The organism is Desulfurella multipotens, from assembly GCF_900101285.1.
Classification (GTDB): Bacteria; Campylobacterota_A; Desulfurellia; order Desulfurellales; family Desulfurellaceae; genus Desulfurella; species Desulfurella acetivorans.
In genome coordinates this window covers 7,501-31,855 of record NZ_FMYU01000014.1, presented here as the reverse complement: position 1 = coordinate 31,855, position 24,355 = coordinate 7,501, and the positions used below count along the sequence as shown (strand labels likewise).

The window sequence follows — 24,355 nt, the reverse complement described above, 5'->3', positions numbered from 1 at the left end:
ATGTCAGGACACAATAAATGGAGTACAATTAAGCACAAAAAAGCAAAAGAAGATAGTAAACGTGGAGCTATTTTTACAAAAATAATTAAAGAACTTACAATAGCAGCCAGACTTGGCGGAAAAGACCCAGAATCTAACCCTAGACTAAGGCTAGCCATAGATCGTGCAAAAGAAGCAAACATGCCAAAACAAAACATAGAAAAAGCTATTTTAAAAGGTGCTGGTGAACTATCCGGTGTTTCTTATGAAGAAGTACTCTATGAAGGTTATGGTCCATTTGGTGTAGCAATGATAATAAAGGCTACAACAGACAATAGACAGCGCACCACTTCAAGCATAAGACACATATTGAGTAAACACGGAGGCAGCCTTGGTGAAGTGGGATGTGTTTCATGGATGTTTGATAATGTAGGCTATATAACTTTAAAATCTGAAAAAAGCGAAGAAGAAATGCTCGAAATAGCACTTGAGATTGGAGCAAAAGACGTAAAATACAATTCTGAAGATAATATTTATGAAATAATTACAGAACCTAAAGATTTAATGAGTATAAAATCACAACTGGAAAAGAATGGTTTTACAATTGAAAGTGCAGAGTTAACCCTGTTACCACAAACAACAGTCAAACTAGACGCAGAACAGGCAAAAAGTATGATAAAACTTATGGACGCTTTGGAAGATGATGACGATGTGTCAAATGTTTATGCAAACTTTGATATACCAAACGCGATATTAGAAGAACTTGAATGAGTGAAAAATACCTTGGGATTTTGAAAAGTGATGATCCGCTTTTTTTTTATTTAAATAAAATTAAAGAACTTAAACTTCACAATTTTGTCCCTGTAGATTTTTATTTGGTTCAATCATTTTCAAACATGAAAACAAATGTTTATAAATACACATCAAATTTTGACGGCACTTCTTTTGTAGTCAAGTTTTTTGGAAAAAACTCAACAGTTAATAAAAAAATAGCAATAAAAAGACTTTTATGGGAATTCAATAAGCTAAAATTCTTTCAATCATGCTCAAATAAAAAGACTAAAGTTATAAACCCCTACTGTTATCTGCCAGATATTGATTGTGCTTTAGTTGAACCATACATTAATGGGAAAACACTTGATTATTATATAAAAAGTGCTATTGAAAAAAATGAAAAAAATAAACTTTACAAAAGATTAGAATTACTAGCTTTGCTTTTTAGTTGTATTCACAAAAAAGTTAATCAAGATAATTACGATATGATTGTAGAAAAAAACTATTGTTCAAAAATCCTGCATACATTGTACAAAAACAGTTTAATCGACAAAAACAAAATGCTTAGCATAAAAGAAAAATGTATAAAAAAATTTTCCGAAATTAGACATAATACAACACACATACATGGTGATGCAACCACTACAAATTTTATATATGCAAATGGGTCAATTTATGCTATTGACATGGAAAAAGCAAAAATTGCAAGTCTTGAGCTTGATTTAGGTTTTATAGTAGCAGAGCTTAAACATCATTTCATGTTATTTGGACAAAAAGATAATGATGCGTCAGAATACATATCGTTTTTTTTAAATAATTATTGCCTTTTATCATCTAGAAATATAAACGATATAGAAAATAATCTGGAAATTTTCATATCTTTGGGTCTATTTAGAATTGCACGCAATATGTATTTAGATGCAAATTATAGGAAACTTTTGGTAAAAAAAGCTATAGATTTGATACAATGAAATACAAAAACATTTTTTTCGATTTATATGGAACACTTATTGATATAAAAACAGATGATTATAAACCTGAAATCTTTTATTATTTATCAAATTTTTTGAATTATGAAGGGATAAGGGTCGAAAAAGAATTTTTTCAATTAAGATTTGAAGAAAACATAAAACATCAACTATCAATCTCTCAAGAAAAATACCCGGATGTTGATATCAAAAAAGCTTTTTATGATACAATTTTGAGTTTTGGCTATAACACCTGTGATTATCTTCTTGATACAATAATGAAGATATATAGAACTTTGAGTATATTAGAATTCAAGGTCTTTGATGATGTGCACAAAGTGCTTTCAAACTTAAAGAAAGATTACAATTTAGGTTTAATATCAGACGCACAAACAATTTTTTTATATAAAGAAATAGGAATACTATCTTTAGAAAGCTATTTTTCAAGCATTACACACTCAAGTGTACTAGGTTTTAGAAAACCAGATGAGCGGATATTTAAAATTGCACTGGATAAGCTTAATGCCAAAGCTAACGAAAGTGTATATATCGGCGATAGTATAAAAAGGGATATTGGTTCGAAAAAAGTAGGTATGACATTTATTTTAGTCAAACGTGGAGAGTCTATTTATGATAAGGAATTTGGCGAAGCTGATGTTGTAGTTAATACACTTGAAGAAGCCCAGCACTATATTAGGTCAAATGTATGAATTTATTAGAATTTGCAGATATTAAATTAAAACAAAAAAAAATCTTATTTGAACAGCTAAGATCGTTAAATAAAAAAACAAAAAGCGGCAGAAGTTTATTAAAAATACACTCAAAATGGGTAGATGAAGTTATTCAGGAATTTTATAAAAATTTTTCACAAAACACTCAAAACTGTATAGTTGCACTGGGTGGATACGGCAGAAACCAGCTTAATCCTTACTCTGATATTGATTTAATGATACTATATACAAAACTTGATAACTCAATAGAAAAATTATCAAAAGACTTATCTGACCTATTATACAAGCTAGGTTATGATACATCTGTTATAGTAAGGACGCCAAAAGATTGCTTTGAGCTTTCAAAAAAAGACGATACCATAAAAACATCTCTAATGGATAGTAAGTATATATGTGGCAATCAAAAACTCTTTTTGAGATACGAATTTATACTTAAAAAAATAATTGAAATGGACAAAGTTTCATATGTTAAAACAAAAATAGAATCTTATCAAATACGACACGCAAAATATGGGAATACTGTATTTGTCTTAGAGCCAAATATTAAAGAAGGTGTTGGGGGACTTAGAGATTACCACAGTGTAGTATGGATTTATAAGGCTATTTTTAACACAAAAAACGCTCTTGATATGAAAAAACATAATTTAATGACAGACTTTGATTATGAAATACTTACATCTGCCCTTTATTTTTTGTGGCGCTTAAGAAACGCAATGCATTTTGTAGCAAACGGTAAAAATGATATACTGTATTTAAACCTTAGAGAAGCTATTGCAAGTGAAATGCAAATCTACGCTTCATCATATTTTAGTGCTCAAGAAAGATTAATGAGAAAATACTATTATTACGCTAGAAAAATGCAAGATGTGTGCGAAAAACTCATTAATAAAGCTGCTATCTATATTAGCGAAAATAAAAATCCTGTCGTATTTGAAATAGATAGCAAAACCAAAGTAGTAAACAATCACCTAGAGTTTTATGATGATCTTAATCTATACAATATCTTGATTCTTTTTTACTACAGTGTTCGCTATTGTGTAAATCTTTCTTTTGACACCATTTATTCAATAAATACAACAAATATATCAAATCAAAAAAATGACCCATTTACTTTTAAATTATTTAGGCTTATATTTTCTTATCCCAAACCCATATACAAACAAATATATCAAATGCACAAATCAAATTTATTAAACAAATTAATCCCGGAGTTTGGAAAAATTTATTGTTTAAGTGAGTATAGCATGTATCACAAATATACAGTAGATGAACATTCGTTGCAAGCATTGTATTTCTTGGATAAACTTTTTGAAAAAAAAACAGATAGTCCTTTTATTATGAGACTTCAACATATTTTTTTATCCTTAAACGAAAGGGATTTGTTTCTGCTTAGGTTTGCTGTACTATTGCATGATATCGGTAAGCTCAAAAAACAAAAACATGAAGTATTGGGTGCTGAAATGTCGCTTAAGATATCTGATAGATTTGGTTTAGGAAAAGAATTAAAACAAGATCTTTATTTTTTAATTAAAAATCATTTACTCCTAAATAGAGTTATTTCATACCAAGATATTGACGATACTAAAACAGTTTTAAATGTATTAAATACAGTAAAAGATAAAAGAATGCTAAATTTGCTCGTACTACTAACCTATGCAGATATGAATGCAGTAAATGATAATGTGTGGAGTAAATGGAAAGAACAATTGCTTGAAACGCTGTATATAAGATTAATATTATCGCTTGAAAAAAAAGATCAAAACTTTCTTATCTTAACAGATGCAAAAAAAAAGAAAAAAAACTTACTAAATCAAATTCAAGAAAAAGATATCCTAGATTTTTTAAACCGCATACCAGAGAGTTTAATATTTGACATGGATGAACAAACTATTTTACAATTATTAAAAACATTTTCAAAACCACAAAAAAATAATTATTTTATGGTTGAACAAAAGGACGAGTATGCAAGATTGTTTGTGCTTGCCAAAGAAAAGATAGGACTTATTAACAAAATAGCTGGCATAATGCTTTGCGCAAATGCCAGCATAATTTTAGGCAAAACATACACCCTTGACAAAAATAATACAATTGTTGTTTTTACAACAAAAAATAAAAATTTAGATGAAAATTATATTGAAGAACTTTTTTTAAAATCTGAGGAAGATGAGTCTTTTTTGGACGAATGCGCTCGAAAAAATACAAATAAGTTTTTAAATAGATTAGAAAAAACAAAAATAGAAATGTCTATAAAACGTATTGAAGTAGAAGTTGATAATAACCAAAGTGATATATACACAGTTGTTAGAATTCATGCACCTGATAAATTAGGTCTTTTATACGATATTACAAAAGTATTTAAAGATCTAGAAATTTTTATTGGATCCATTATTATTGACACTAAAGGTGAAGTGGCTGTGGATACTTTTTATGTTTTGTCTTCTGGGTTTAAAAAAATTTACGATAGTAAATTTATAGACTTGCTCAAAGCAAGGCTTTACGAAATTTTATCATAATAAAAATGGAAAAAGAAAAAGTATTTCCAAAAGATATAAATGAAATTATTAGTGTTGGTCAAAATATCAATATAGAAATACTTACTGGTGATTATAAAGGAATTTATTACTCGTATGTTTATGATGAAGATAAAGATGGTTTTTTAATTTTCCCTCCAACAGATAGTTTAGGTAGAATGGGTTTTGTTAAAGTAGGTGATATGGTATCAGTTAGTTGTATATCAAAAAAAAATATTAGAGTGGCATTTGACTCTAAAATTTTACAAATTATAAAAAATAGTGACAAAACATTATACAAAATCACCAAACCAACAGAATTTTACAAATACGAGTTTAGAGAAAATTTTAGAGTAGATGTTTTGTTAAATGCAAAATGCTATTTGTATGACAAATCAAGTAAACTCCAAACAAAACAGGCAAGTATATTAAACTTAAGCGCTTCTGGAGCGAAAGTATCGTTAAGTGAGTTTTTTGAACTAAACAAACCAATTATACTTGAGTTCACTTTAGAAAATAAAACATTTAATGTTAATGCAACAATTGTAAGAAGATTACAAATTGATAAAAATACATATCACTATGGTGTGAAATTTGAAGAAATGGATCATAAAGACAAAGATTTTTTGATTAAATTTTGCTTAAAAAAACAAATGGAACTTTTGCGCATGCAAAGAGGTTAAAATGATAGAAACTATAAAACGTTTAAAAATTGCTGTTATCGGAGATGTAATGCTTGATCATTATATATTTGGAAATGTTGATAGAATTTCTCCTGAAGCTCCCGTGCCGGTTTTAAATGTTAAAGACGAAAAATTTTATTTAGGTGGGGCAGCAAACGTTGCAAGGAACTTAAAAGATTTAGGCGTTAATGTTTACCTTATTGGTTGTATTGGCAAAGACGAATCAGCAAATATTTTTAAAAAACTTTGTGAAAATGAAAATATAAATGCAAAACTTATAGAAACAAATAGAATTACAACAAAAAAAACTCGTATTGTGGCACATTCTCAACAAATTGTTAGGGTAGATAGAGAACAAAAGCAACCTATAGATTACAAAACAAAAAATGAAATTGTAAAAGCAGTAACAAAAGAAAATATAGATGCGATTATTATTTCTGATTATGGTAAAGGAGTAATTTCTTCTAAACTTATTGAAGAATTAAGAAATATATTTGATAAATTCATTAGTGTGGATCCAAAAGTAAATCATACAAAAATGTACAAAGATGTAGATCTTATAACACCAAATTTAAAAGAAACTCAAGATATGAGTAAAATTGAGATACAAAATGATAATGATTTAAAAAAAGCTGCAAATATAATTATCAAAAACACAAAATGTAAATATTTGCTCGTTACTCAAGGCGAAAACGGTATGACTCTTTTTTCTCAAAACGGATTTACATACCATGAAAAAGCTTTAGCAAAAGAAGTTTATGATGTAACAGGGGCTGGAGACACTGTAATTGCAGTTTCTACTATGTGCTTTGCTTTAGGTTTTGATCCTATAAAAGCTGTTAAGCTTTCAAGTATTGCAGCATCTATTGTTGTAGGAAAACGTGGCACATCTAGTGTTAAATTTGAAGAAATAAAGGATTATTTATGAGAATAGCAGTTTTAATACCTGCTAGATTGCATTCAACTCGCTTTCCTAAAAAACTCCTATACAAAGTTAAAGATAAAAGCATCATTGAGTGGACGTATCTTGGTGTAAAAAATTCTAAACTAGCCAATATTTGTGCAGTTCTAACGGATTCTAAAGAAATTAAAGAAATTATAGAAAATATAGGTGGCAAAGTCTATTTAGTGGAAGGTAATTTTCCAAGTGGTACTGATAGAATTGCCCATTTTGTTGCTGATAAAAATTATGAAATTATTGTTAATGTACAAGGCGATGAACCATTAATAGATGGGCAAACAATAGATAATCTCATAACATTTTTTATTAAAAATAAACTACAAATGGCAACTTTAGCTGTAAAATGCAATGAATGCGCAGATAATATAAACGATGTTAAGGTTGTTGTTGACAAAAACAACTTTGCACTGTATTTTTCGCGCTCTAAAATACCATACAACGCTAATTTTTACGATAACTATTTAAAACATATTGGTGTTTATATATACGATAAAAATACCTTGCTTTTTTTACACAACCAAAAACCTACTGCACTAGAGTTAGCTGAAAAGCTAGAACAGTTAAGAGCTCTTGAGTATTCAATAAAAATTGGCGTACTTCAAGTATCAAAGCACTTTATTGGTATTGATACAAAAGATGACCTACAATTATTTGAACAGTATATTAACTTTAATTAAATAGATGTCATCTTTTTAAATAAATCTACCTCATATTTTGAACCAATAATAAGCGGCGTCCTATCGTGCAATGTTTGTGGGGTTTTATCCAATATATCAACCAAACCATCGCATGAAGCTCCGCCTGCGTGCTCCACAATATATGAAAGAGGGAAAGCCTCATACAACAATCTTAGTTTTCCTTTTTTATTTTTTTCATCTGCTGGGTATAAAAATACCCCACCTTTCAGTAAATTTCTGTGAAAATCAGAAACAAGAGAACCAATATAACGAGATGTATAACCTTGATCCTTTAAAGTTTCAATATAGTCTCTTATCTTTTTGTCCCATTTATTAGAGTTTGCTTCGTTTACACTGTAAATATTGCCTTTGGGTGGTATTTTTATATCCGGATGGGACAACAAAAACTCACCAACGCTTGGATCAAGTGTAAAACCATTTACACTTCCACCCGCGCAATACACAAACATTGTAGAAGACCCATACACAACATATCCTGCAGCAATCAAATCTCTGCCTTTTTGCAATAAATTGTCTTCTAAAGAACACTCTTCTTCTTTTTTTCTAAAAATACCAAAAATTGTACCAATACTAACATTAACATCTATATTAGAAGAACCATCAAGTGGATCAAATACAACAACGTACTTTCCTTTTTGATACTTAGGTGGTATTTCTATTGCAGTTTCTACTTCCTCAGATGCCATAACACATACTTTGCCTATATGATCCAATGCTTCAATCATCTTTTGATTTGCAAACACATCCAGTTTTTGCTGAGTCTCACCAAAAATATTTTGCGTATCTAAACTACCCAAAATATTCACCAAGCCTGCTTTATTAACTTCTCGTGCAATAATCTTTGAAGCAAATGCAATCTGCTCTAAAATAATTGTAAAATCACCTGTAGCTTCTTTAAATCTCCTTTGTTCTTCAAGGATAAATCTACTTAAATTTATAAGCGCCATAGATTGCCTCCTTTACAAGTAAATAAATATCATAGACAAAATACCAACAACCAAACACATAAACAATACTGGCAAAATTGTTGCTTTTATAAATTGGGCTTCTTCTTTTCCACCAACACCAATCGTTGCTGCTGCATTTGTAATTTTTGACGGTGTGATAGCTGATGCTATGCCACCTCCTACAGCATGAGCCGCATAAATCCACATAAATGCATTTGCACCTACAGTTGATATTGTAGCTTCCCACTGAATTTTTGCAAACAAAACATTAGATGCAGTAGCGCTACCTCCAACAAATGCTCCAATTAAACCCAAAAACGGTGCAATTAATGGATAAAAAGATCCAAAACTTTTGGCAAAACTACTTGATATTATAATGTCCATATTGTTTTGAGTAAAGTTTGAAGATGGAACTAATTTTGAGCCAACAACATCCATACCAGACCATGCCATTATGTATGCAACGCTAAAAAATAATGAGTAAGCCAAAAATGGCCCCCAAATCCTTTTAAGCCAAAGCTTTGTAACCTTGTTTAATTGTTCTTTTGTGGGCTTTAAAATAAATATTGATAGTATACCAACAACCATAATCCAAAACCATACACTGGAAAGAATATTTAAATCTTCTTTTTTATCAGCAAAAATGTGAATTATTTCATAAGGATTTAGTAAATTACTCAAATAAAGTTTAACAGAATGCATATTTACAATAAATGATAATAAAATAAGAATAATAAAAGGAGAAGATGCGACAAGTAGATCTTTTTGAAAAAAAGTCTGTCTTTGAGTAGAATTGGAGCCATTTTTATAATAAAAGTATACAAAAACCATAGTGGCAAGTCCTGATAATACACCTATAATTTCAACCGGCGCAATTTTTGACCACGCCAAAAATAAAGCAGTTAAAGATAATACCAGACCAGAAAGCGTCGCAGCAATCCAGTTCTTTTTTAACGCATGCATCCCTCCAACAGTGTATAACATTAAAAATGCAAACAGCATAGAAACAAATGGCAAAAATGCCGTAATCTTAAAAGTATACTCCCACACAAAACTCGACAAACTATCTATACCAGGTGGCTTTATACCAAAACTCATAGCGACCTTTGCAGGCAACGTAATGGGTATAGAAAATAACGCAAATGAAGTTAGTGGATCATAGCAAAGAATGCTTATTGCAATAGCTGCAACAGGACTGAACCCAAGGAGTCTAAATATTGGTGGAAACATAGCAGGTGTTACCATACCAAGAGCAGTTGATAAACTACCAAAACCCATACCTAAAAATAATGTTTGTTCTTCTTTGTTTTTAGTTATGCCTTTTATATAATCGATAATTTTAGATAAAGCTTTTGTTTCATTCATTAAAAAAATTAAAAACATGGTAAATGTAACAGCCAGAGAAATACCAAGCGCTTTTACAATACCCATTATTGTTGCGCCCCATACTACAGCATATGGTGTTTTAAAATAGTAAACAGCTATTGCAAAACAAAGTAGCCAACCAAAAACAGATACAAAGCTACCAGAGCGATTAAAAACAAGCATACCTACTAAAACAAGCAAAATAGGCAAAATAGCAACAAAAAAATCCATACACCCTCCGCCTTATATATTTACAAATATGTTAATTAAAAATATAAACATTGTCAAGAAAATGTAAAATTACACTTTACAAAATTTTAAAGCTTATAAATAACTACAACAAAAATAACTATATATTAAATACCTTCGTACTTTTCTACAATTTTGTTATCTTTATCAACTATAACAACTTTTGGTACAACTTTATCTGCTTCACTGTCTTCTACCAAACCAAAAGCTGCTATTATAATTTTATCACCTACAGCAACTTTTCGCGCTGCTGCTCCATTTAGACAGATTACACCCGAACCCCTTTTGCCTTTTATTGTGTAAGTTTGAAACCTCTCACCATTATCTATGTTCCAAATATGCACATACTCATATTCTTTCATGTTTGCCGCTTCCATTAAATCTTCATCAATTGTTATGCTGCCTATATAGTGTAAATCTGCTTGAGTTACTGTAGCTCTATGGATCTTTCCAATAAGCATATTTCTAAGCATAATCCCCCCTTTAAATCCACATATTGTCAATTAGTCTAGTTTTTCCAAAAAACACTGCCAAAGATATCAAAGTTTTACCCAAAACTACTTCCTTTAACTCACTCAAACAATCAGTTGAATTGATGCTAATGTAATCAATGCGCGCTAAATCGTAAGAATTTATAACATTTTTCATATTCTGGATAATTGTTTGAGAGTCATAAATTTTTGCATCTATTAACTCTTTTGCCTTATCAAGAGCTTTTTTTAAACAAATAGCTTGAGAACGCTCTTTAGCGTTTAAATAAACATTTCTTGAACTCAAAGCTAAACCATCTGCATCCCTTTTAATTTCACAAGGCACAATTTCTACATCAAGATTTAAGTCTTCCACCATTTTTTTTATAATAATTAGTTGTTGAGCATCTTTTTTGCCAAAATATGCCCTGGTTGGCTTTACAATGTTAAATAGTTTTAAAACAATTGTTGTTACACCTTTAAAATGAGTGGGGCGCGATTTTCCCTCAAGCGGTTTACTTAAAAAAGAAACCTCAACGTAAGTTTGATAACTTTGTGGATACATTTCTTCATAGCCTGGGTAAAATATTACATCAACGCCATTTTGTTCACACAAAATTCTATCTTTCTCAAAATCTCTTGGGTATGTGTTAAAATCTTCATTTGGCGCAAATTGCAATGGATTTACAAAAATGCTAACTACTACAATATCATTTTGTGATCTAGCTTTTTGGATTAAAGATAAATGCCCTTCGTGTAAATAACCCATCGTAGGCACAAAACCAATGCTTTTTTGTGCTAAAATTGCTTTTTTTGAAAACTCTTTCATTTGCTCAATAGTGTGTATAACTTCACTCATATGAATACTCCAACGTTGGGAATTCATTGTTTTTCACTTCTTTAATATAGTCTTTAATACCCTTTAGAGCATCTTGTTTTAATGAAGCGTATCTTTTAACAAATTTTGGTTTAAAATCATCAAAAAGCCCAAGCATATCATGAAAAACCAATACCTGGCCATCACAATAAAGCCCTGCCCCAATACCTATAGTGGGAATTTTTAGCTTTTGTGTAATTTCTTTTGCAAGATTTAGCGGTATAGCTTCCAAAACTATAGCAAAAGCACCTGCTTGCTCCAAACTAATCGCATCATTTATTAATTTTTGCGCTTGTTCTTCAGTTTTTGCTCTTACACTGTATGAACCAAAAATATTGATAGACTGCGGTGTAAGCCCCAAATGACCAATAACTGGTATACCACTTGAAACCAATTTAAAAACGGTTTGAGCAAATTCTTCACCACCTTCAAGTTTTACACAATCGCAAAGTGTTTCTTTCATCATCCTACCAGCGTTTTCTAATGCTTTTTCGGTTGATGCTTGGTAACTCATAAATGGCATATCAACTATTAATAACGCGTTGCTTACACCTTTTTTTACGATTTTGCCATGATAAATCATCTCATCTAAACTAACTGGCAATGTAGAATTATTTCCCTGCACAACCATGCTTAGAGAGTCTCCAACAAGTATCGAATCAATACCAGCTTCATCTGCAATTTTTGCCTGGGTATAGTCATAGGCTGTAATCATAGTTATTTTTTCTTTTGATTTCATACTCGCAAACTTTGGTACAGTCATTTTCATAAATTACTCCTTATTAAATAAAAAAAGCCCAAACGCATTTTACACGCATTTGGGCTTTTTTTATTTTAATTTGTTCGCTTAAAGCTCCCACGGGAGTCTTTGTGCTATTTAACAAAAAATTTACCCTCTTAACAAACAATTTTTATTGAGTCGCGATCCTGTTCGCGCTCAAGTAAAACTTTAACATTTTTACCTAAAATGTTTAAGTTATCATTTAACTCATTTAAAGCTACAAGCCAAAAACATCTATTTAGTAAATACCTATGGGGAATGTTCAAAAAATCACCCTTAATAATGATATCCCAAAATATTAAAATGTCAATATCGATATTTCTTGGACCCCATTTTATGATAGTCTGCCTACCCATCGCCTTTTCAATTGACTTTACAAAAATTAAAAGCTCGTATGGATCTAGATCAGTTTCAATTTCTATAACCTGGTTATAAAAGTTTTCCTGGTTTTTATAACCCCATGGTGGGCTTTCGTACAAACTTGAAAATTTTAAAATATTTATTTTGTTGTTTTGTTTTATATAATTAATAGCATCTTGTATATTTTTCTTTCTATCGGCTATATTTGACCCCAAACCTAAAAAAACATTATTGTATTTCATAATGATTTTATAGCATCCACTGCTTTTTGTATATTTGGGTTTGTGATGCTTATCCTAAAATAACCTTCACCGTAGTCTCCAAAACCTACACCAGGCGTTACCACAATTCCTTTTTCTTCAAGTAATTTTTTGGCAAAGTCTTTGGAATTATAACCATGCGGTACTTTTACCCAAAAATAAAATGTAGCAAGTGGCTCCTCAAAATCAAAATTTGCTTTTCTTAGTGCTTGAGCCATCTGGTTTTTGCGCTCTTGAAAGATGTTTCTTATAGGTTCATTTAGCGATTTGTAGTTATTTAGGGCAAAAATGCCAGCTGTTTGCAATGCTCCAAACACACCTGAGTCTACATTTGTTTTAATTTTGGCCAGACCATAGATACCTTCTTTATTGCCTACAGCAAAACCTATCCTCCAGCCAGTCATGTTAAATGTCTTTGAAAAAGAATGTAGCTCAATGCCAACCTCTTTTGCTCCATCAATTTCCAAAAAACTCACTGGTTTGTAATTATCGTAATAAATTTCAGAATATGCATTATCTGATGCAACCAAAAAACCATATTTTAAAGCAAGTTCAACAACTCTATTGTAAAAATCTTTCGTGGCAATAGCGCTTGTTGGATTATTTGGATAGTTTATAAACATAATTTTTGTTTTATTCAACACGCTTTTATCAATTGCGTCCAGATCTGGTAAAAAGCCATTTTCTTTCAAAAGTGGCATCTTATAGACAGAACCACCAGCAAACATTGTGGCAGTAGCATAAACTGGATATCCTGGATCTGGTACAAGCGTATAATCGCCTTTGTCAACAAAAGCAAGTGGCAAATGAGCAATGCCTTCTTTTGAGCCAATTAGAGCAAGACACTCATTTTGTGGGTCTAAATCTACATTAAACCTATCTTTATACCAGTTTGCTACAGCTGCTCTAAACTCAAAACTTCCTTCGTATGAGGGGTACTGATGGTTTTGAGGATCCTCAAGGGCTTGTTTTGCAGCTTCAATAATTTCTTTTGGCGTTGGTATATCTGGATCACCTATGCCTAAATCAATGATCTCAACGCCTTTTTGCTTTACCTGTGTCTTTAGTTTATCAATTTCTGCAAATAGATAGGGTGGCAGTTTTTCAATCCTTTCTGAGAGTTTAAACATTTTTACTCCTTTACTGGATTTATTAATTTACCTATTTTTTCTATTTCAATTTCTATAACATCACCTACTTCAACACCGCCAACACCACTTGGGGTACCAGAAGCTATTAAATCACCCGGATATAATGTCATTATTTGGGATATAAATGAAACAAGCTCATACACATTAAATATCATATGTGATGTTGTAGAATTTTGCCTGATTTGCCCATTTACTTTTGTTGTAATTTTTAGATTCATAGGATCAACTTCAGTTTCGATAAAAGGACCAATTGGTGCAAATGTATCAAAACCTTTTGCCCTGGTCCATTGCCCATCAATTGATTGTAAATCTCTTGCTGTAACATCATTTATAATTGTATAGCCAAATATGTAATCTTTAGCTTGATCGACAGATACATTTTTACATACTCTGCCAATTACCACACCCAGTTCTCCTTCATAATCAACTCTTTTTGACATATGTTTGGGATAGATAATAGGTTCGTTTGGACCAATAACAGTACTTGAAGGTTTAATAAACATTTTAGGCACACTTGGCTTTTCATCTTTCATTTCCTGAATATGATCGTTATAATTAAGACCAATGCCAATGATTTTTGAAGGTAAAACTGGTGGCAAAATTTTTATGTCATTTATGTTAGCTTTTTTAATAACTTCAAAATTGTTATACAAAAAATTATTTGACAAACACTTTACACTTTCATTTTCAAGCAACCCATAATACTCTTTGTTCTCATGATAACATCTCAAAAACTTCATAAACCCCCCAAAAAATCTTTAATAGTTTCGGCTCTATCGCCTTCTCTTAATATAACTTTATTTTCAAAATCTACAATAGTGGATGCTGTGTTTTTTGTTTTACCTGTTATAATAACATCAACAATACCAAAATAATACTTTATCAATTCTTTTGAGTTATTAATTGGCTGTTTTTTTGAGATATTAACACTTGTTGAAGTTAGCGCAAAACGCTCTACAATTTTTTTAATATAAGGACCAAAGGCAAGACGATAAGCAGTTTTTCCATCCTTTGAAACATAAAAAGGCAAATTTATTTTATTTTTTAAAATTAAAGTAGCGCCTAAATTTAACAAATTCAAAGCTTCTTCATCTACATACGCACTTTTTAAAATAAAATCAAGACTGCACAGAACTATCAAAGGATTTGATAAATCTCTTCTTTTTATCTTAAAAATCTTTTTGTTTGCATAAGTATTAAATATGGACGCACCAATACCATATATAGTATCTGCTGGGTAAATAACGATCCCATTTTTTATGCTATTTAGATATTTAAAAGAATCTGTGTCTTTGCACACAATTGTTTTCATAAAAATTTATGGGGCAAGTAGTGGGCTTAATCAACTCACCCTAAACAAATTCTATTATTATTTGTAACCATAATTCAACTCAAAACCTGTATTTTTTATTTGTAAAATGAAAGCAATACAAAACTTTGCTCATGAGATGAAATTATCTACTATTTTACTATTAAATCTTTCTGACATATCAAAACACATTGCAACTTCCGATGATTTCATTTTCAGAAATTCGAAAAATTTGGCACAACTTACTTTTACTCATCATTTATATTTTACCAAATTGTTAATCATATTGCAACCGCTTTACATAACTATCAAATATCAGATAAAAATAATTGACAATTTTTATGTAAGGTATAAAATGATATTATAAATTTATTTTAAGAGGATTTATTGAGAATTAAAATTATTCTTGAGAGCCCAAAGAGTATTGTTTTACAGGTAGGGTTTAATTCTATTATTCAATGGTTTATTTATAGTAACATTAAAGATTCATGGCTACACGATATAGGTTTTAAATATGAAAAAAGACAATTTAAATTATTTTGTTTTTCATCTTTTTTAGAAAAAGCTCAATTTATAAATGAAAAAAAATTATTCATTTTTCCAAAAATTGTAAGTTTTATATTTTCTTCACCGGTAAATTGGATAATAGAAAACCTAGCTTCAAAAAGCTTTACAACTAAAAAAATAAGTATCTGGCAAAATGAATTATACCTATCAGAAGTTTCGGTATTAAAACCCCCACAAATTACACAAAATGAAATTAAAATTAGAGCTATTACACCCATAGAAGTTCACTCAACCTTTCATATATAAACAAAAGAAAACATACTATTATAATCCATATGAAAAAGAATTTTCTCTTTTAATTGCCAATAATGCAGCAAAAAAATGGGAAGCATTTTATAAAAAACCGCCAGAATCAGAATTAAAATTAGAACCAATAGGTTTTAACAAAGAAAAAATTGTCAGATTTGGATCAAAAAATAGTTTAATAATAAAAGGTTGGACTGGTAATTTTAAGTTGCTTGCTGATTCTAAGATGTTAGAGTTTATTATTGATGCTGGTTTAGGTAATAGAAACAGTCAGGGTTTTGGAATGGTAGAAGTAATCCAATAATTTTTACTTAAGTTTTCTGAAATTTTTAAAATACGCTTCAGTGGAGGATTAATGATTGAAGCTGTTTATCAGATAAGTCTAACACAAAAAACTAAAGATTTTCTGGAAGAATTCATAGAAGACATTGGAAACAATTACAAACATGTTTTTAAAATAAAATTAAACATATCAAATATTGATCATCCTTTATATGAAGGAATCGATTATGAAGAATTTGATCCAGATAAAAAATTGAAATACTTTTATAAAAAAGGTAGTGCAAATGGTCCAGACAAAACACCTACTTCAAAAATTACAAAAATCTTAAAGTATTCTCAAACAAATGAAGATCAATTGACAAAAGATAATAAAAAACTTCCGAAAAGCTTTTAGCTAAATATCTACTGTTTACTTTTTTAATGTTTGTGTCATTCTGAAGCGATAGCAAATAATCTATTCATTTTTTATGTTTAGGAGATCCTTCGTCGCTTACGCGCCTTTTAGGATGACAAAAAGGAGCGTCATTGTAAAGCACTAGCGAAAAATCTGCATTTAGTAATTTTTTTTAAGCAATGAGATTATTCATCAGCCACTAAAGTGGTCTTCCCAATAAAAAAATAATTCAGTAATAACGTAAAAATCTGGTTATTTCCCACATACTTATTACACTATCTAAAATATTATTGCAAAAAATTAAAAAATAAATGGGGTGAGTAGTGGGACTTGAACCCACGGCCCCCAGGGCCACAACCTGGTGCTCTAACCAAACTGAGCTATACCCACCACAATATGGTGAGCCGCGAAGGGATCGAACCTTCGACCGACGGATTAAGAGTCCGTTGCTCTACCAGCTGAGCTAGCGGCCCACACATCAATTATGATAATTATAAGAAAAATTTTGTCAAGAAAAATGAATTTTTAAAAAACAATATTAATATATTGAAAAATTATTACAAACTAAATTTTAGTGGATTTTTTTTATTTTTTGACTAAAATTACATCAGAATAGTATATGTGGGGCGAGACTGAAAAAGGAGGTTTTATGCAAATTAAGAGGAGAACCTTTTTAAAGGGTGCTTTGGCTGGGTCTGCATTATTGTCTGTGCCTTTAATTTTTGATTCAAAAGCACAGGCAAGGGAAGAATTAAAACCGTATAAGCCCGATAAGGTAACCTTTAATTTTTGTGAAATGTGCTTTTGGAATTGCACGGAAAAAGTTTTTGTAAATGATGGCAAAGTTAGAAAACTTGAAGGCAACGACAAAAGTCCATTAAATTGGGGCAAATTATGTGCAAAAGGTCAAGCAGGTATTAAAACTCTATACGATGATAATAGACTAAAAACTCCATTGATTAGAGTTGGTGAACGCGGTGAAGGCAAATGGAAAAAGGTTTCTTGGGAAGAAGCTTTTGAGTTTGCTGCAAAAAAATTTAAAGAAGTCATAGATAAATACGGACCAGAAACAATTGCACTTGAAATGCATGGTACAGGAGAGCCTGCAATTCACAGGCTTTTTGAAGTCTTAGGTGGAACAACAAACTTTGCAATACCAGCTTATTCTCAATGTACAGGTTCTAGAGACATTGGATTTTATTATACATTTGGTGCAGCACTTGGTGGCCATGAGCCGTATGACTTGTCAAACAGTAGGTATATAATTTTAATTGGTAGAAATGAGACAGAATCACTCCATGTAAGTGAGCTTTACCATTTTGCAAAAGCTATTGGCAATAAGGCTAAAATAGTTTATGTTGATCCAAGGTATACACATACAGCAGCAAAAGCTGACAAATTCTTGCAAATTAAACCCGGAACAGATACTGCTTTTGTTTTAGCGCTTATCAATGTTATGGTAACAGAAGATTTGATTAATCACGATTTTGTAGAAAAATATACAACAGGCTACGATAAACTAAAACCGCATATAGTAAAATACACACCGCAATGGGCTGAAAGCCAAACAGGTATAAAAGCAGATGAAATTATCCAGATTGCAAGAGAGATTTCCTCTTTTGCACCGAACTGTATTATAGTCCCACCTCGAAGGTCAACCAGATATGGCTTTGATACACAGCTTTCACGCGCTATTGCTATTGCAAATGCCTTGCTTGGTAACTGGTTTCAACCGGGTGGTTTTTTCAAGGCCAACAAAATCAAAGTTCCAAATGCAGATATGCCAGATGTTGAAGAATCAAAATATGCTCAACTAGCCCAACAAAGAAATGCAGCTAATGCTGTTTTGTCACTTACAAATTTACCTAACACTACACAAGAAATTGTAGGGGTACTTGGACTTGATAATGTTTTATGGGAAGCTATAAGAACACAAAAGCCATACCCAATCAAAGCAATGATTAGCTATGGAACAAATCCATTATTCCATAATGGTGATTCAAATAAGATTAAAGAAGCCATTAATAAACTTGATTTTTATATGGTTGTTGACATATTGCCATGGGAGCATACACTTTATGCAGATATAGTTTTTCCCGAATCTACATACTTAGAAAAATACGATGCACTAAAATCTATCAGCTGGAAATATCCTTATGTACATTTTAGAGAGCCAGCTGTAGATCCAGTTTATGATACTAAAGACATATGGGCAATAGTACATGGTATTGCAAAACATATGGGTCTTGGTGAGTTTTTTCCATATAAAGATGCAAAAGGCGTATTCTTTAGCTCATTAAACCAAATGCCAAAAGACCAAAGAGACAAATTACTAAAAGATGGTGTAATATCACTTGGACCAATACCAGAAGATGTTGATTTAAGCGGTGATATTGATCCAAAAGTTGCCTATCAAAAAATGCTTGATGCATACAAAAAGGCACCATTTAATCCATATCCAATTGCTTTAGGAGAAGATGTAAGTTTTAATACTGGCAGCGGGAAAATCGACATTTACTGCGAATCCTTAAAAGAAGGCGGGTTTGATCCACTACCAACCTACACTCCGCCAAATAAATCAAAAAAACAAAATGAATTCAGGCTTGTTTTTGGTAGAGTAGCAGTTCATACACACGCAAGAACTCAAGATAACGAATGGTTGCTTGAGCACTATGATGACAATAGTGTATGGATCAATCCAAAAGATGCTAAAGCTATAAATATCAAAGATGGTGATAAGGTAGTATTGGTTAAAGGTAATCTTAAATCACCCTACCCTGTTAAAGCTAAAGTGACAGATAAAATCATAGAAGGCACAATATTCATTGCTCATGGTTGGGGAAGGTTTTCGCCGTACGTTACAAGATGCTATAAAAAAGGTGTTTCAGACGCTGAGTTTTGTTCTAATGATTCTGATCCGGTAAGTGGGGCTGCTGCTTTCTTGAATTCATTTGTTAGCGTCGAAAAAGCCTAAAGGAGGTTAATAGCAATGTTTGAAAGGCCAAAAAAAGAAAAAAACTATGCTATGGTTATAGTTCAGGATAGATGTGTTAATTGTAAAGCCTGCGAAGTAGCATGTAAAGCTATGTGGGAAGTACCAGATGGTAAATTAAATTATCGCACAAAGGTTTTAGACATAGAAAAAATAGAAAATGGTATTAGAAAAATGACATTTATGCCTATTTTGTGCAATCAATGTGATAATCCACCATGTGTATGGGTCTGTCCAACAGGTGCAAGTTATAAAAGAAAAAGCGATGGCATTGTGCTAGTTACACCTAATATGTGCATTGGTTGCAAAGCATGTATGGAAGCATGCCCATATGATGCAAGGTATTACAATGAAGAATTAGGTGCTGTAGATAAATGCACATTTTGTTTGCCAAGGCTTGAGAGCGGTTTGGAACCTGCATGTGTTCAAACATGTGTGGGTGGCTCAAGAAATTTTGGTGACTTAAATGATCCAAACTCTATTGTCTCTAAATTACTAAAAGAAGCTACAAACTATTGGGTTTTAAAACCAGAAGATGGCACTTTTCCAAATGATTTCTATATAAGCAATTCCGCAAAAACTGAGTAAAAAAAGGGGCTCAAAGAGCCCCTTTTTTTACATTTCTTTTTCTAAAACTTCAGCTAATTTCTTGAGATCTTTCATTAAATTTTCAAATTCTGGTATCGTTAGTTGCTGCGAAGCATCTGATATTGCAATTTCTGGTTTATAATGTACCTCAATAATTAGCCCATCTGCACCAGCTGCAATAGCTGCCTTTGAAAGCGCAGCAACATAATCTCTTTTTCCTGCTGCATGAGATGGATCAATAATTACGGGAAGATGAGTAAGTTTTTTTAAAACTGGCACAGCGGATATATCAAGAGTATTTCTTGTAGCTGTTTCAAACGTTCTAATACCTCTTTCACAAAGTATTACATTTGCATTGCCTTCACTCATTACATATTCAGCACTCATAAGAAGTTCTTCTATAGTTGTTGACATACCTCGCTTTAGTAAAACTGGCTTTGTTGTCTGGCCCACAAGCTTTAAAAGTGCAAAATTTTGAATATTTCTTGCTCCAATTTGTAAAACATCAGCATAATCCAAAATCAAATCAAGATCCTTTGGGTTCATAACTTCTGTTACAATGGGCAAACCTGTTTCAATTTTTGCTTCTTTTAATAGTTTTAAACCTTCTTCACCAAGACCTTGAAAAGTATATGGATTTGTGCGAGGCTTGTAAGCACCACCTCTTAATAGCTTTGCACCAGCTGATTTTACTCCTTTTGCGGTTGTTAGTATTTGATGACGATTTTCTACGGAACATGGTCCTGCAATAACTGTAAATTTTCCTTCACCAATAGCAATTCCGTTAACATAAACTGTGGTTGGCTCTGGCCTATTTTCTATACTTGCAAGCTTATATGGTTTTGATACTCTGTATACTGTTTCTACCCCACTTTCCATAGATAACAACGATAATGGATCTATCTTAAGCTTATCTTTTGAAAATTCCCCAACAACACCAATAACGGTGCGTTCACTCCCCTTACTTACATGACTTACAAAGCCTAATTCGCTAATTTTTTTAACAACGTTCTCAATCTGCTCATCTGTAGCAGACTTTTTCATTATAACTATCATAAAACCTCCTCATAAATTTTTTGCAAAAAAAAAGCCGGTTGGAGTAGTCCACCCCAACCGGCTAATTAAAGCCTAAAAAGGATAGACTACTCCTGCCAGCTATAAAAGTAATACCACCAATATGATCTATTTATATTCTCAATAGCTAAAAGAGAGTCAAATTTTTCCATATTTTTCTATATAGCATAAATTTTTGTATATTTCAAGAAAAAACTTAAAACAAACAATCTTAAAATAATAAGCATTTTACAAATTTTTAATAAAATCTTGATATTAGAATAAATTTAGTTTATATTCTAAATGAAGGAAACAATTATGGAAATATCTGAATTAACCGTTTACATTCAAAAATATGGTTTGTTGTTTGTATTTATTTTTACATTTTTAGAAACCGTTGTTTTTGCAAGCCTCATTGTTCCAGGCGAAACCGTGGTAGTATTAGCTGGCATAATGGCCCAAAAAGGATACTTAAAAATAGAATCTTTACTAATTGTTGTTATAGTTGCAGCTTTTTTAGGGTATTTAACAAGTTATTTTATAGGAACTTTTTTTGGAGACCTTATAATAAAAAAAAGGCTACTTAAAGATAAATACTATAAGCCTACCCAGTTCTTTTTTGAAAGATATGGTGGTATATCTGTTTTATTTAGTAGATTTTTATCGCTTTTAAGAAGTTTCACTGCATTAGTTGCCGGTATTTCTAAAATGAACTTTGCTGTATTTGTTACATTTGATGCTATAGGCGCTGTTTTATGGAGCTTTTTTTATGTGTATTTAGGGTATTTTTTAGGTTTGCAATTCCAGGAGGTTGAAAAGTATTTTGGAATAGTAGGCATCATAATGTTAGTTGGAGGAATTTTGATCTTGTACCTATTTTATAAATATAAAAGGAGGTAATTATGGAAAAACTTATCTTGAGTATCCCTTTTTTTGCTGCAAACTCTCACGGTGAATTTGTAGCAAGAGCAACAAGCGCAAATGGCTTTGAATCTGGACCCTACCCTGAAGGATTTAATCTTGATGGTAAATTAGATTGTATTGTTGGTTTTAATGAATTTGAAAAACTTCAAAGAATATCAAAAGACGATTATCAACATATAATAATATTATTTAGAGCTATAGTTCACAATGATCAAGTAAAACATTTGATAATTGGTTTTTATGAAACAGACAAACTGGATTTAAAAGAAATAGCACCAGGTAAATATCAAATAACAGCACAAAAAGCCCATTTTGTTACAACCAATGAGTCAGTAGACGTATCAGACAAAATAATAGCCTACAACCTACAAAATAAAATTTTACGCTCAAATAGCCAAAACCATCCAGAGTATGCAGTTTGGCTAAACGATTGGTACAACAATATTTCTTCAAAAGAAAATAAATTCTTTCAATATAAAGATTACTGCCTGCAATTAAGGCAAAAATCGCTTACTTAAAGGGGGTTATTTATGGGCGAGGTAAATAAAAAAGTAATTGCAATATGTGGAGCAGGAGGCTGTGGTAAAAGCACACTTGTAGAAGACATACTATTTACAAACAAAAAAATAACAAGAAAAGGCTCAGCTGAAAAAGGGAACCTTACAATGGATTTCGATAGCGAGGAAATTGAAAGAAAAGTCTCAATACAGCTTTCCATTGCAAATATTCAAAACAACAATAATACAATTTATTTAATTGATACACCAGGTTATCATAACTTTATAGGTGATGCACTCTGTGGTATTAGAGCCAGTGATAGTGCTATTTTGGTAGTTGATATACTAGAAGGTGTAAAAGCTCAAACAGAAAGGTTTTATTATGAGCTTGAGAAAGAAAATAAACCTTTTATTGTTTTTGTAAATGCTATCGATAAAGAAAATAGTAATTTTTCTAATGCTTTGAAATCTATAAATGAGTTATTTAAAGCTATTGCATTCCAAATACCAATTAAAGATAAAGAAAAAGTTATTGGCTACATTGATACATTAAGCTTAAAAGCGTATGATTTTAATCAAAAAGAAATAGAGTTACCCCAACAGCTAAAAGAAGAAGCAAACAATTATCATTCTTTGATAATTGAAGAAGTGTCTTCTTTAAATGATGAATTATTAGAAAATTATTTATCAGGTGAAGAGTTAAATCAAAATTTATTTAATAATACTTTAAAAGAAGCTATAGCTTCTCAAAAATTAATACCAGTACTTGTAGGCAGTGCTCTGGCAGGTTATAATACCCAAACATTAATTGATTTCGCAAACACATATTTGCCTTCAGCTAAAAATGAAGATAATACTTCAAAAGGCTTTGTTTTTAAAACCTACAATGATCCTCAATCTGGAAAATTAAGCCTTATTAGAATCCTAAGCGGTAAATTTACACCAGATAGCATTTATTACAACTTAAACAAAGACCAGGAAGAACGCATTGGATCTATACAAACTTTGATTGGCAAAAACCCTATAAATCTTACATCAGCTGAAGCAGGAGATATAATTGCAGTAGCTAAATTAAAATATACACAAACAGGCGATACATTATCAAATGACAAAAAAGACACGCCAGTTGAGTTTGTAAAAATGCCATTGCCTTTTATTTCCTATGCTGTATATGGTTCATCAAAAAATGACGACGAAAAAATCTCTACATACATGAGCAAAATTCTGGAATCAGATCTAACACTATCTTTTAAGAAAAATACCGAAACAAACGAATTTATACTAACAGGTATGGGTACAAATCATTTGGAAGTTGTAGTTTCGCGCCTTAAAAAATTTGGTCTTGATATCAAACTAAAACTACCAAAAGTAGCATACAAAGAAACTATAAAGGATAAAACCACACACAAAGCAAGATTTAAAAAACAAACAGGCGGTCATGGACAATTTGGAGACGTAACAATAGAAATAGAACCCTTGCCAAGGGGTGCTGGGTTTGAATTTGTTGATATGATAGTAGGTGGCGCAATACCTCGCCAATTTATACCATCAGTTGAAAAAGGTGTAAAAAGCGCTATGGAAAAAGGACCACTTGCAGGATACCCTATGACGGATATTAAAGTTAAGCTTATAGATGGTATGTATCATCCTGTTGACTCAAGTGATTTTTCTTTTCAAATGGCTGGTTCCATAGCATTCAAAGAAGGTGTGCTAAAATGCAAGCCAACGCTTTTGGAACC

At 31.4% G+C, this 24,355-nt stretch carries 25 protein-coding genes and 2 tRNA genes (1 of these 27 cut by a window edge); 15 read left to right on the top strand and 12 right to left on the bottom strand.

The window, feature by feature from the left end; all coding sequences use genetic code 11:
- From BLQ93_RS08510 to kdsB, 7 genes are read left to right on the top strand one after another with little or no spacing between them, the layout of a single operon-like run.
- Nucleotides 1-750 (top strand): YebC/PmpR family DNA-binding transcriptional regulator, encoded by a 750-nt coding sequence (locus BLQ93_RS08510; protein WP_025392243.1) that lies wholly within the window; start codon nt 1-3, stop codon nt 748-750.
- Nucleotides 747-1,724: a BUD32 family EKC/KEOPS complex subunit gene (locus tag BLQ93_RS08505; RefSeq protein ID WP_025392244.1), complete on the top strand. Its 978-nt coding sequence runs from the start codon at nt 747-749 to the stop codon at nt 1,722-1,724. The genes BLQ93_RS08510 and BLQ93_RS08505 overlap by 4 nt, the downstream gene beginning before the upstream one ends.
- Nucleotides 1,721-2,431 (top strand): HAD family hydrolase, encoded by a 711-nt coding sequence (locus BLQ93_RS08500; RefSeq protein WP_025392245.1) that lies wholly within the window; start codon nt 1,721-1,723, stop codon nt 2,429-2,431. The genes BLQ93_RS08505 and BLQ93_RS08500 overlap by 4 nt, the downstream gene beginning before the upstream one ends.
- Nucleotides 2,428-4,965, top strand: coding sequence for a [protein-PII] uridylyltransferase family protein (locus BLQ93_RS08495; RefSeq protein ID WP_092129624.1), 2,538 nt, complete (start codon nt 2,428-2,430; stop codon nt 4,963-4,965). Before BLQ93_RS08500 ends, BLQ93_RS08495 begins: the two co-directional genes overlap by 4 nt.
- Nucleotides 4,966-4,970: 5 nt before the next feature.
- Entirely contained in the window at nt 4,971-5,645 is a 675-nt protein-coding gene (locus BLQ93_RS08490; RefSeq protein WP_092129622.1) for a flagellar brake protein, read from the top strand.
- Nucleotide 5,646: 1 nt separating this feature from the next.
- Nucleotides 5,647-6,573 (top strand): D-glycero-beta-D-manno-heptose-7-phosphate kinase, encoded by a 927-nt coding sequence (rfaE1, locus tag BLQ93_RS08485; RefSeq protein WP_092129620.1) that lies wholly within the window; start codon nt 5,647-5,649, stop codon nt 6,571-6,573.
- Complete coding sequence (gene kdsB, locus BLQ93_RS08480) at nt 6,570-7,283, top strand: 3-deoxy-manno-octulosonate cytidylyltransferase (RefSeq protein WP_092129618.1); 714 nt, start codon at nt 6,570-6,572, stop codon at nt 7,281-7,283. Before rfaE1 ends, kdsB begins: the two co-directional genes overlap by 4 nt.
- Here the strand turns inward: kdsB and fbp are convergent.
- From fbp to BLQ93_RS08435, 9 genes are all read right to left on the bottom strand, one after another.
- Nucleotides 7,280-8,251: a class 1 fructose-bisphosphatase gene (fbp, locus tag BLQ93_RS08475; RefSeq protein WP_092129616.1), complete on the bottom strand. Its 972-nt coding sequence runs from the start codon at nt 8,249-8,251 to the stop codon at nt 7,280-7,282. The two genes, kdsB and fbp, sit on opposite strands and share 4 nt — an antisense overlap.
- Nucleotides 8,252-8,263: 12 nt before the next feature.
- The gene (locus BLQ93_RS08470; protein ID WP_092129614.1) at nt 8,264-9,847 is read right to left on the bottom strand and encodes an L-lactate permease; all 1,584 of its coding nucleotides are present in this window, start codon (nt 9,845-9,847) and stop codon (nt 8,264-8,266) included.
- A 125-nt stretch (nt 9,848-9,972) separates the two neighbouring features.
- Nucleotides 9,973-10,338 (bottom strand): aspartate 1-decarboxylase, encoded by a 366-nt coding sequence (gene panD, locus BLQ93_RS08465; protein WP_092129612.1) that lies wholly within the window; start codon nt 10,336-10,338, stop codon nt 9,973-9,975.
- 10 nt (nt 10,339-10,348) lie between these two features.
- Nucleotides 10,349-11,194, bottom strand: a complete 846-nt coding sequence (gene panC / locus BLQ93_RS08460; protein ID WP_092129610.1) for a pantoate--beta-alanine ligase — start codon at nt 11,192-11,194, stop codon at nt 10,349-10,351.
- Nucleotides 11,187-11,981 carry a 3-methyl-2-oxobutanoate hydroxymethyltransferase gene (gene panB, locus BLQ93_RS08455; protein WP_092129608.1) on the bottom strand — a complete coding sequence of 265 codons (795 nt, stop codon included), beginning with the start codon at nt 11,979-11,981 and terminating at the stop codon, nt 11,187-11,189. Before panB ends, panC begins: the two co-directional genes overlap by 8 nt.
- A gap of 128 nt (nt 11,982-12,109) precedes the next feature.
- Nucleotides 12,110-12,595 (bottom strand): 2-amino-4-hydroxy-6-hydroxymethyldihydropteridine diphosphokinase, encoded by a 486-nt coding sequence (gene folK / locus BLQ93_RS08450; RefSeq protein WP_092129606.1) that lies wholly within the window; start codon nt 12,593-12,595, stop codon nt 12,110-12,112.
- The gene (locus tag BLQ93_RS08445) at nt 12,592-13,743 is read right to left on the bottom strand and encodes an LL-diaminopimelate aminotransferase (RefSeq protein ID WP_092129604.1); all 1,152 of its coding nucleotides are present in this window, start codon (nt 13,741-13,743) and stop codon (nt 12,592-12,594) included. The genes folK and BLQ93_RS08445 overlap by 4 nt, the downstream gene beginning before the upstream one ends.
- Before the next feature lie 2 nt (nt 13,744-13,745).
- Complete coding sequence (locus BLQ93_RS08440; protein ID WP_092129602.1) at nt 13,746-14,504, bottom strand: fumarylacetoacetate hydrolase family protein; 759 nt, start codon at nt 14,502-14,504, stop codon at nt 13,746-13,748.
- On the bottom strand, nt 14,501-15,076 hold the full coding sequence (locus BLQ93_RS08435; RefSeq protein WP_092129600.1) for a Sua5/YciO/YrdC/YwlC family protein: 576 nt from the start codon (nt 15,074-15,076) through the stop codon (nt 14,501-14,503). Before BLQ93_RS08435 ends, BLQ93_RS08440 begins: the two co-directional genes overlap by 4 nt.
- A gap of 384 nt (nt 15,077-15,460) precedes the next feature.
- Between BLQ93_RS08435 and BLQ93_RS08430 the strand changes: the two genes are divergently transcribed.
- The 3 genes from BLQ93_RS08430 to BLQ93_RS08420 are packed head-to-tail and all read left to right on the top strand — an operon-like array spanning nt 15,461 to nt 16,562.
- A complete protein-coding gene (locus tag BLQ93_RS08430) occupies nt 15,461-15,886 on the top strand; it encodes a hypothetical protein (protein ID WP_092129598.1) in 426 nt (141 codons plus the stop codon).
- The gene (cas6, locus tag BLQ93_RS09870; RefSeq protein ID WP_092129596.1) at nt 15,879-16,190 is read left to right on the top strand and encodes a CRISPR-associated endoribonuclease Cas6; all 312 of its coding nucleotides are present in this window, start codon (nt 15,879-15,881) and stop codon (nt 16,188-16,190) included. The genes BLQ93_RS08430 and cas6 overlap by 8 nt, the downstream gene beginning before the upstream one ends.
- Nucleotides 16,191-16,241: 51 nt before the next feature.
- Nucleotides 16,242-16,562, top strand: a complete 321-nt coding sequence (locus BLQ93_RS08420; protein WP_092129594.1) for a TM1802 family CRISPR-associated protein — start codon at nt 16,242-16,244, stop codon at nt 16,560-16,562.
- A gap of 312 nt (nt 16,563-16,874) precedes the next feature.
- Here BLQ93_RS08420 and BLQ93_RS08415 read toward each other — a convergent pair.
- Nucleotides 16,875-16,952, bottom strand: a tRNA-His gene (locus BLQ93_RS08415).
- Nucleotides 16,953-16,959: 7 nt separating this feature from the next.
- Nucleotides 16,960-17,035: transfer RNA gene (locus BLQ93_RS08410), tRNA-Lys, on the bottom strand.
- Between the two features lie 176 nt (nt 17,036-17,211).
- Between BLQ93_RS08410 and BLQ93_RS08405 the strand changes: the two genes are divergently transcribed.
- Nucleotides 17,212-19,536, top strand: a complete 2,325-nt coding sequence (locus tag BLQ93_RS08405) for a molybdopterin-containing oxidoreductase family protein (protein ID WP_159427520.1) — start codon at nt 17,212-17,214, stop codon at nt 19,534-19,536.
- Nucleotides 19,537-19,551: 15 nt separating this feature from the next.
- Nucleotides 19,552-20,142 (top strand): 4Fe-4S dicluster domain-containing protein, encoded by a 591-nt coding sequence (locus BLQ93_RS08400; protein WP_092129590.1) that lies wholly within the window; start codon nt 19,552-19,554, stop codon nt 20,140-20,142.
- A 27-nt stretch (nt 20,143-20,169) separates the two neighbouring features.
- On the opposite strand, the gene aroF is transcribed toward BLQ93_RS08400, so the two are convergent.
- On the bottom strand, nt 20,170-21,198 hold the full coding sequence (gene aroF, locus BLQ93_RS08395) for a 3-deoxy-7-phosphoheptulonate synthase (RefSeq protein ID WP_025392306.1): 1,029 nt from the start codon (nt 21,196-21,198) through the stop codon (nt 20,170-20,172).
- Between the two features lie 300 nt (nt 21,199-21,498).
- On the opposite strand from aroF, the gene BLQ93_RS08390 reads away from it, so the two are divergent.
- The 3 genes in view from BLQ93_RS08390 to BLQ93_RS08380 are tightly spaced (at most 12 nt apart) and all read left to right on the top strand, a layout consistent with a single transcriptional unit that may run on beyond the window.
- On the top strand, nt 21,499-22,095 hold the full coding sequence (locus BLQ93_RS08390) for a DedA family protein (RefSeq protein ID WP_092129588.1): 597 nt from the start codon (nt 21,499-21,501) through the stop codon (nt 22,093-22,095).
- Nucleotides 22,096-22,097: 2 nt separating this feature from the next.
- Entirely contained in the window at nt 22,098-22,637 is a 540-nt protein-coding gene (locus tag BLQ93_RS08385; RefSeq protein WP_092129586.1) for a hypothetical protein, read from the top strand.
- Nucleotides 22,638-22,649: 12 nt separating this feature from the next.
- A protein-coding gene (locus BLQ93_RS08380) for an elongation factor G (RefSeq protein ID WP_092129584.1) crosses the window boundary here: on the top strand, nt 22,650-24,355 show its 5' portion. 289 nt of this gene lie beyond the right edge of the window; the window shows 1,706 of its 1,995 coding nt (coding positions 1-1,706); it begins with the start codon at nt 22,650-22,652; its stop codon lies beyond the right edge, outside the window.

What these genes read in the sequence shown, in the direction of transcription:
- BLQ93_RS08510 (WP_025392243.1), top strand. Translation starts at nt 1, where the DNA reads ATGTCAGGACACAATAAATGGAGTACAATTAAGCACAAAAAAGCAAAA.
- BLQ93_RS08505 (WP_025392244.1), top strand. Translation starts at nt 747, where the DNA reads ATGAGTGAAAAATACCTTGGGATTTTGAAAAGTGATGATCCGCTTTTT.
- BLQ93_RS08500 (WP_025392245.1), top strand. Translation starts at nt 1,721, where the DNA reads ATGAAATACAAAAACATTTTTTTCGATTTATATGGAACACTTATTGAT.
- BLQ93_RS08495 (WP_092129624.1), top strand. Translation starts at nt 2,428, where the DNA reads ATGAATTTATTAGAATTTGCAGATATTAAATTAAAACAAAAAAAAATC.
- BLQ93_RS08490 (WP_092129622.1), top strand. Translation starts at nt 4,971, where the DNA reads ATGGAAAAAGAAAAAGTATTTCCAAAAGATATAAATGAAATTATTAGT.
- rfaE1 (WP_092129620.1), top strand. Translation starts at nt 5,647, where the DNA reads ATGATAGAAACTATAAAACGTTTAAAAATTGCTGTTATCGGAGATGTA.
- kdsB (WP_092129618.1), top strand. Translation starts at nt 6,570, where the DNA reads ATGAGAATAGCAGTTTTAATACCTGCTAGATTGCATTCAACTCGCTTT.
- fbp (WP_092129616.1), bottom strand. Translation starts at nt 8,251, where the DNA reads ATGGCGCTTATAAATTTAAGTAGATTTATCCTTGAAGAACAAAGGAGA.
- BLQ93_RS08470 (WP_092129614.1), bottom strand. Translation starts at nt 9,847, where the DNA reads ATGGATTTTTTTGTTGCTATTTTGCCTATTTTGCTTGTTTTAGTAGGT.
- panD (WP_092129612.1), bottom strand. Translation starts at nt 10,338, where the DNA reads ATGCTTAGAAATATGCTTATTGGAAAGATCCATAGAGCTACAGTAACT.
- panC (WP_092129610.1), bottom strand. Translation starts at nt 11,194, where the DNA reads ATGAGTGAAGTTATACACACTATTGAGCAAATGAAAGAGTTTTCAAAA.
- panB (WP_092129608.1), bottom strand. Translation starts at nt 11,981, where the DNA reads ATGAAAATGACTGTACCAAAGTTTGCGAGTATGAAATCAAAAGAAAAA.
- folK (WP_092129606.1), bottom strand. Translation starts at nt 12,595, where the DNA reads ATGAAATACAATAATGTTTTTTTAGGTTTGGGGTCAAATATAGCCGAT.
- BLQ93_RS08445 (WP_092129604.1), bottom strand. Translation starts at nt 13,743, where the DNA reads ATGTTTAAACTCTCAGAAAGGATTGAAAAACTGCCACCCTATCTATTT.
- BLQ93_RS08440 (WP_092129602.1), bottom strand. Translation starts at nt 14,504, where the DNA reads ATGAAGTTTTTGAGATGTTATCATGAGAACAAAGAGTATTATGGGTTG.
- BLQ93_RS08435 (WP_092129600.1), bottom strand. Translation starts at nt 15,076, where the DNA reads ATGAAAACAATTGTGTGCAAAGACACAGATTCTTTTAAATATCTAAAT.
- BLQ93_RS08420 (WP_092129594.1), top strand. Translation starts at nt 16,242, where the DNA reads ATGATTGAAGCTGTTTATCAGATAAGTCTAACACAAAAAACTAAAGAT.
- BLQ93_RS08405 (WP_159427520.1), top strand. Translation starts at nt 17,212, where the DNA reads ATGCAAATTAAGAGGAGAACCTTTTTAAAGGGTGCTTTGGCTGGGTCT.
- BLQ93_RS08400 (WP_092129590.1), top strand. Translation starts at nt 19,552, where the DNA reads ATGTTTGAAAGGCCAAAAAAAGAAAAAAACTATGCTATGGTTATAGTT.
- aroF (WP_025392306.1), bottom strand. Translation starts at nt 21,198, where the DNA reads ATGATAGTTATAATGAAAAAGTCTGCTACAGATGAGCAGATTGAGAAC.
- BLQ93_RS08390 (WP_092129588.1), top strand. Translation starts at nt 21,499, where the DNA reads ATGAAGGAAACAATTATGGAAATATCTGAATTAACCGTTTACATTCAA.
- BLQ93_RS08385 (WP_092129586.1), top strand. Translation starts at nt 22,098, where the DNA reads ATGGAAAAACTTATCTTGAGTATCCCTTTTTTTGCTGCAAACTCTCAC.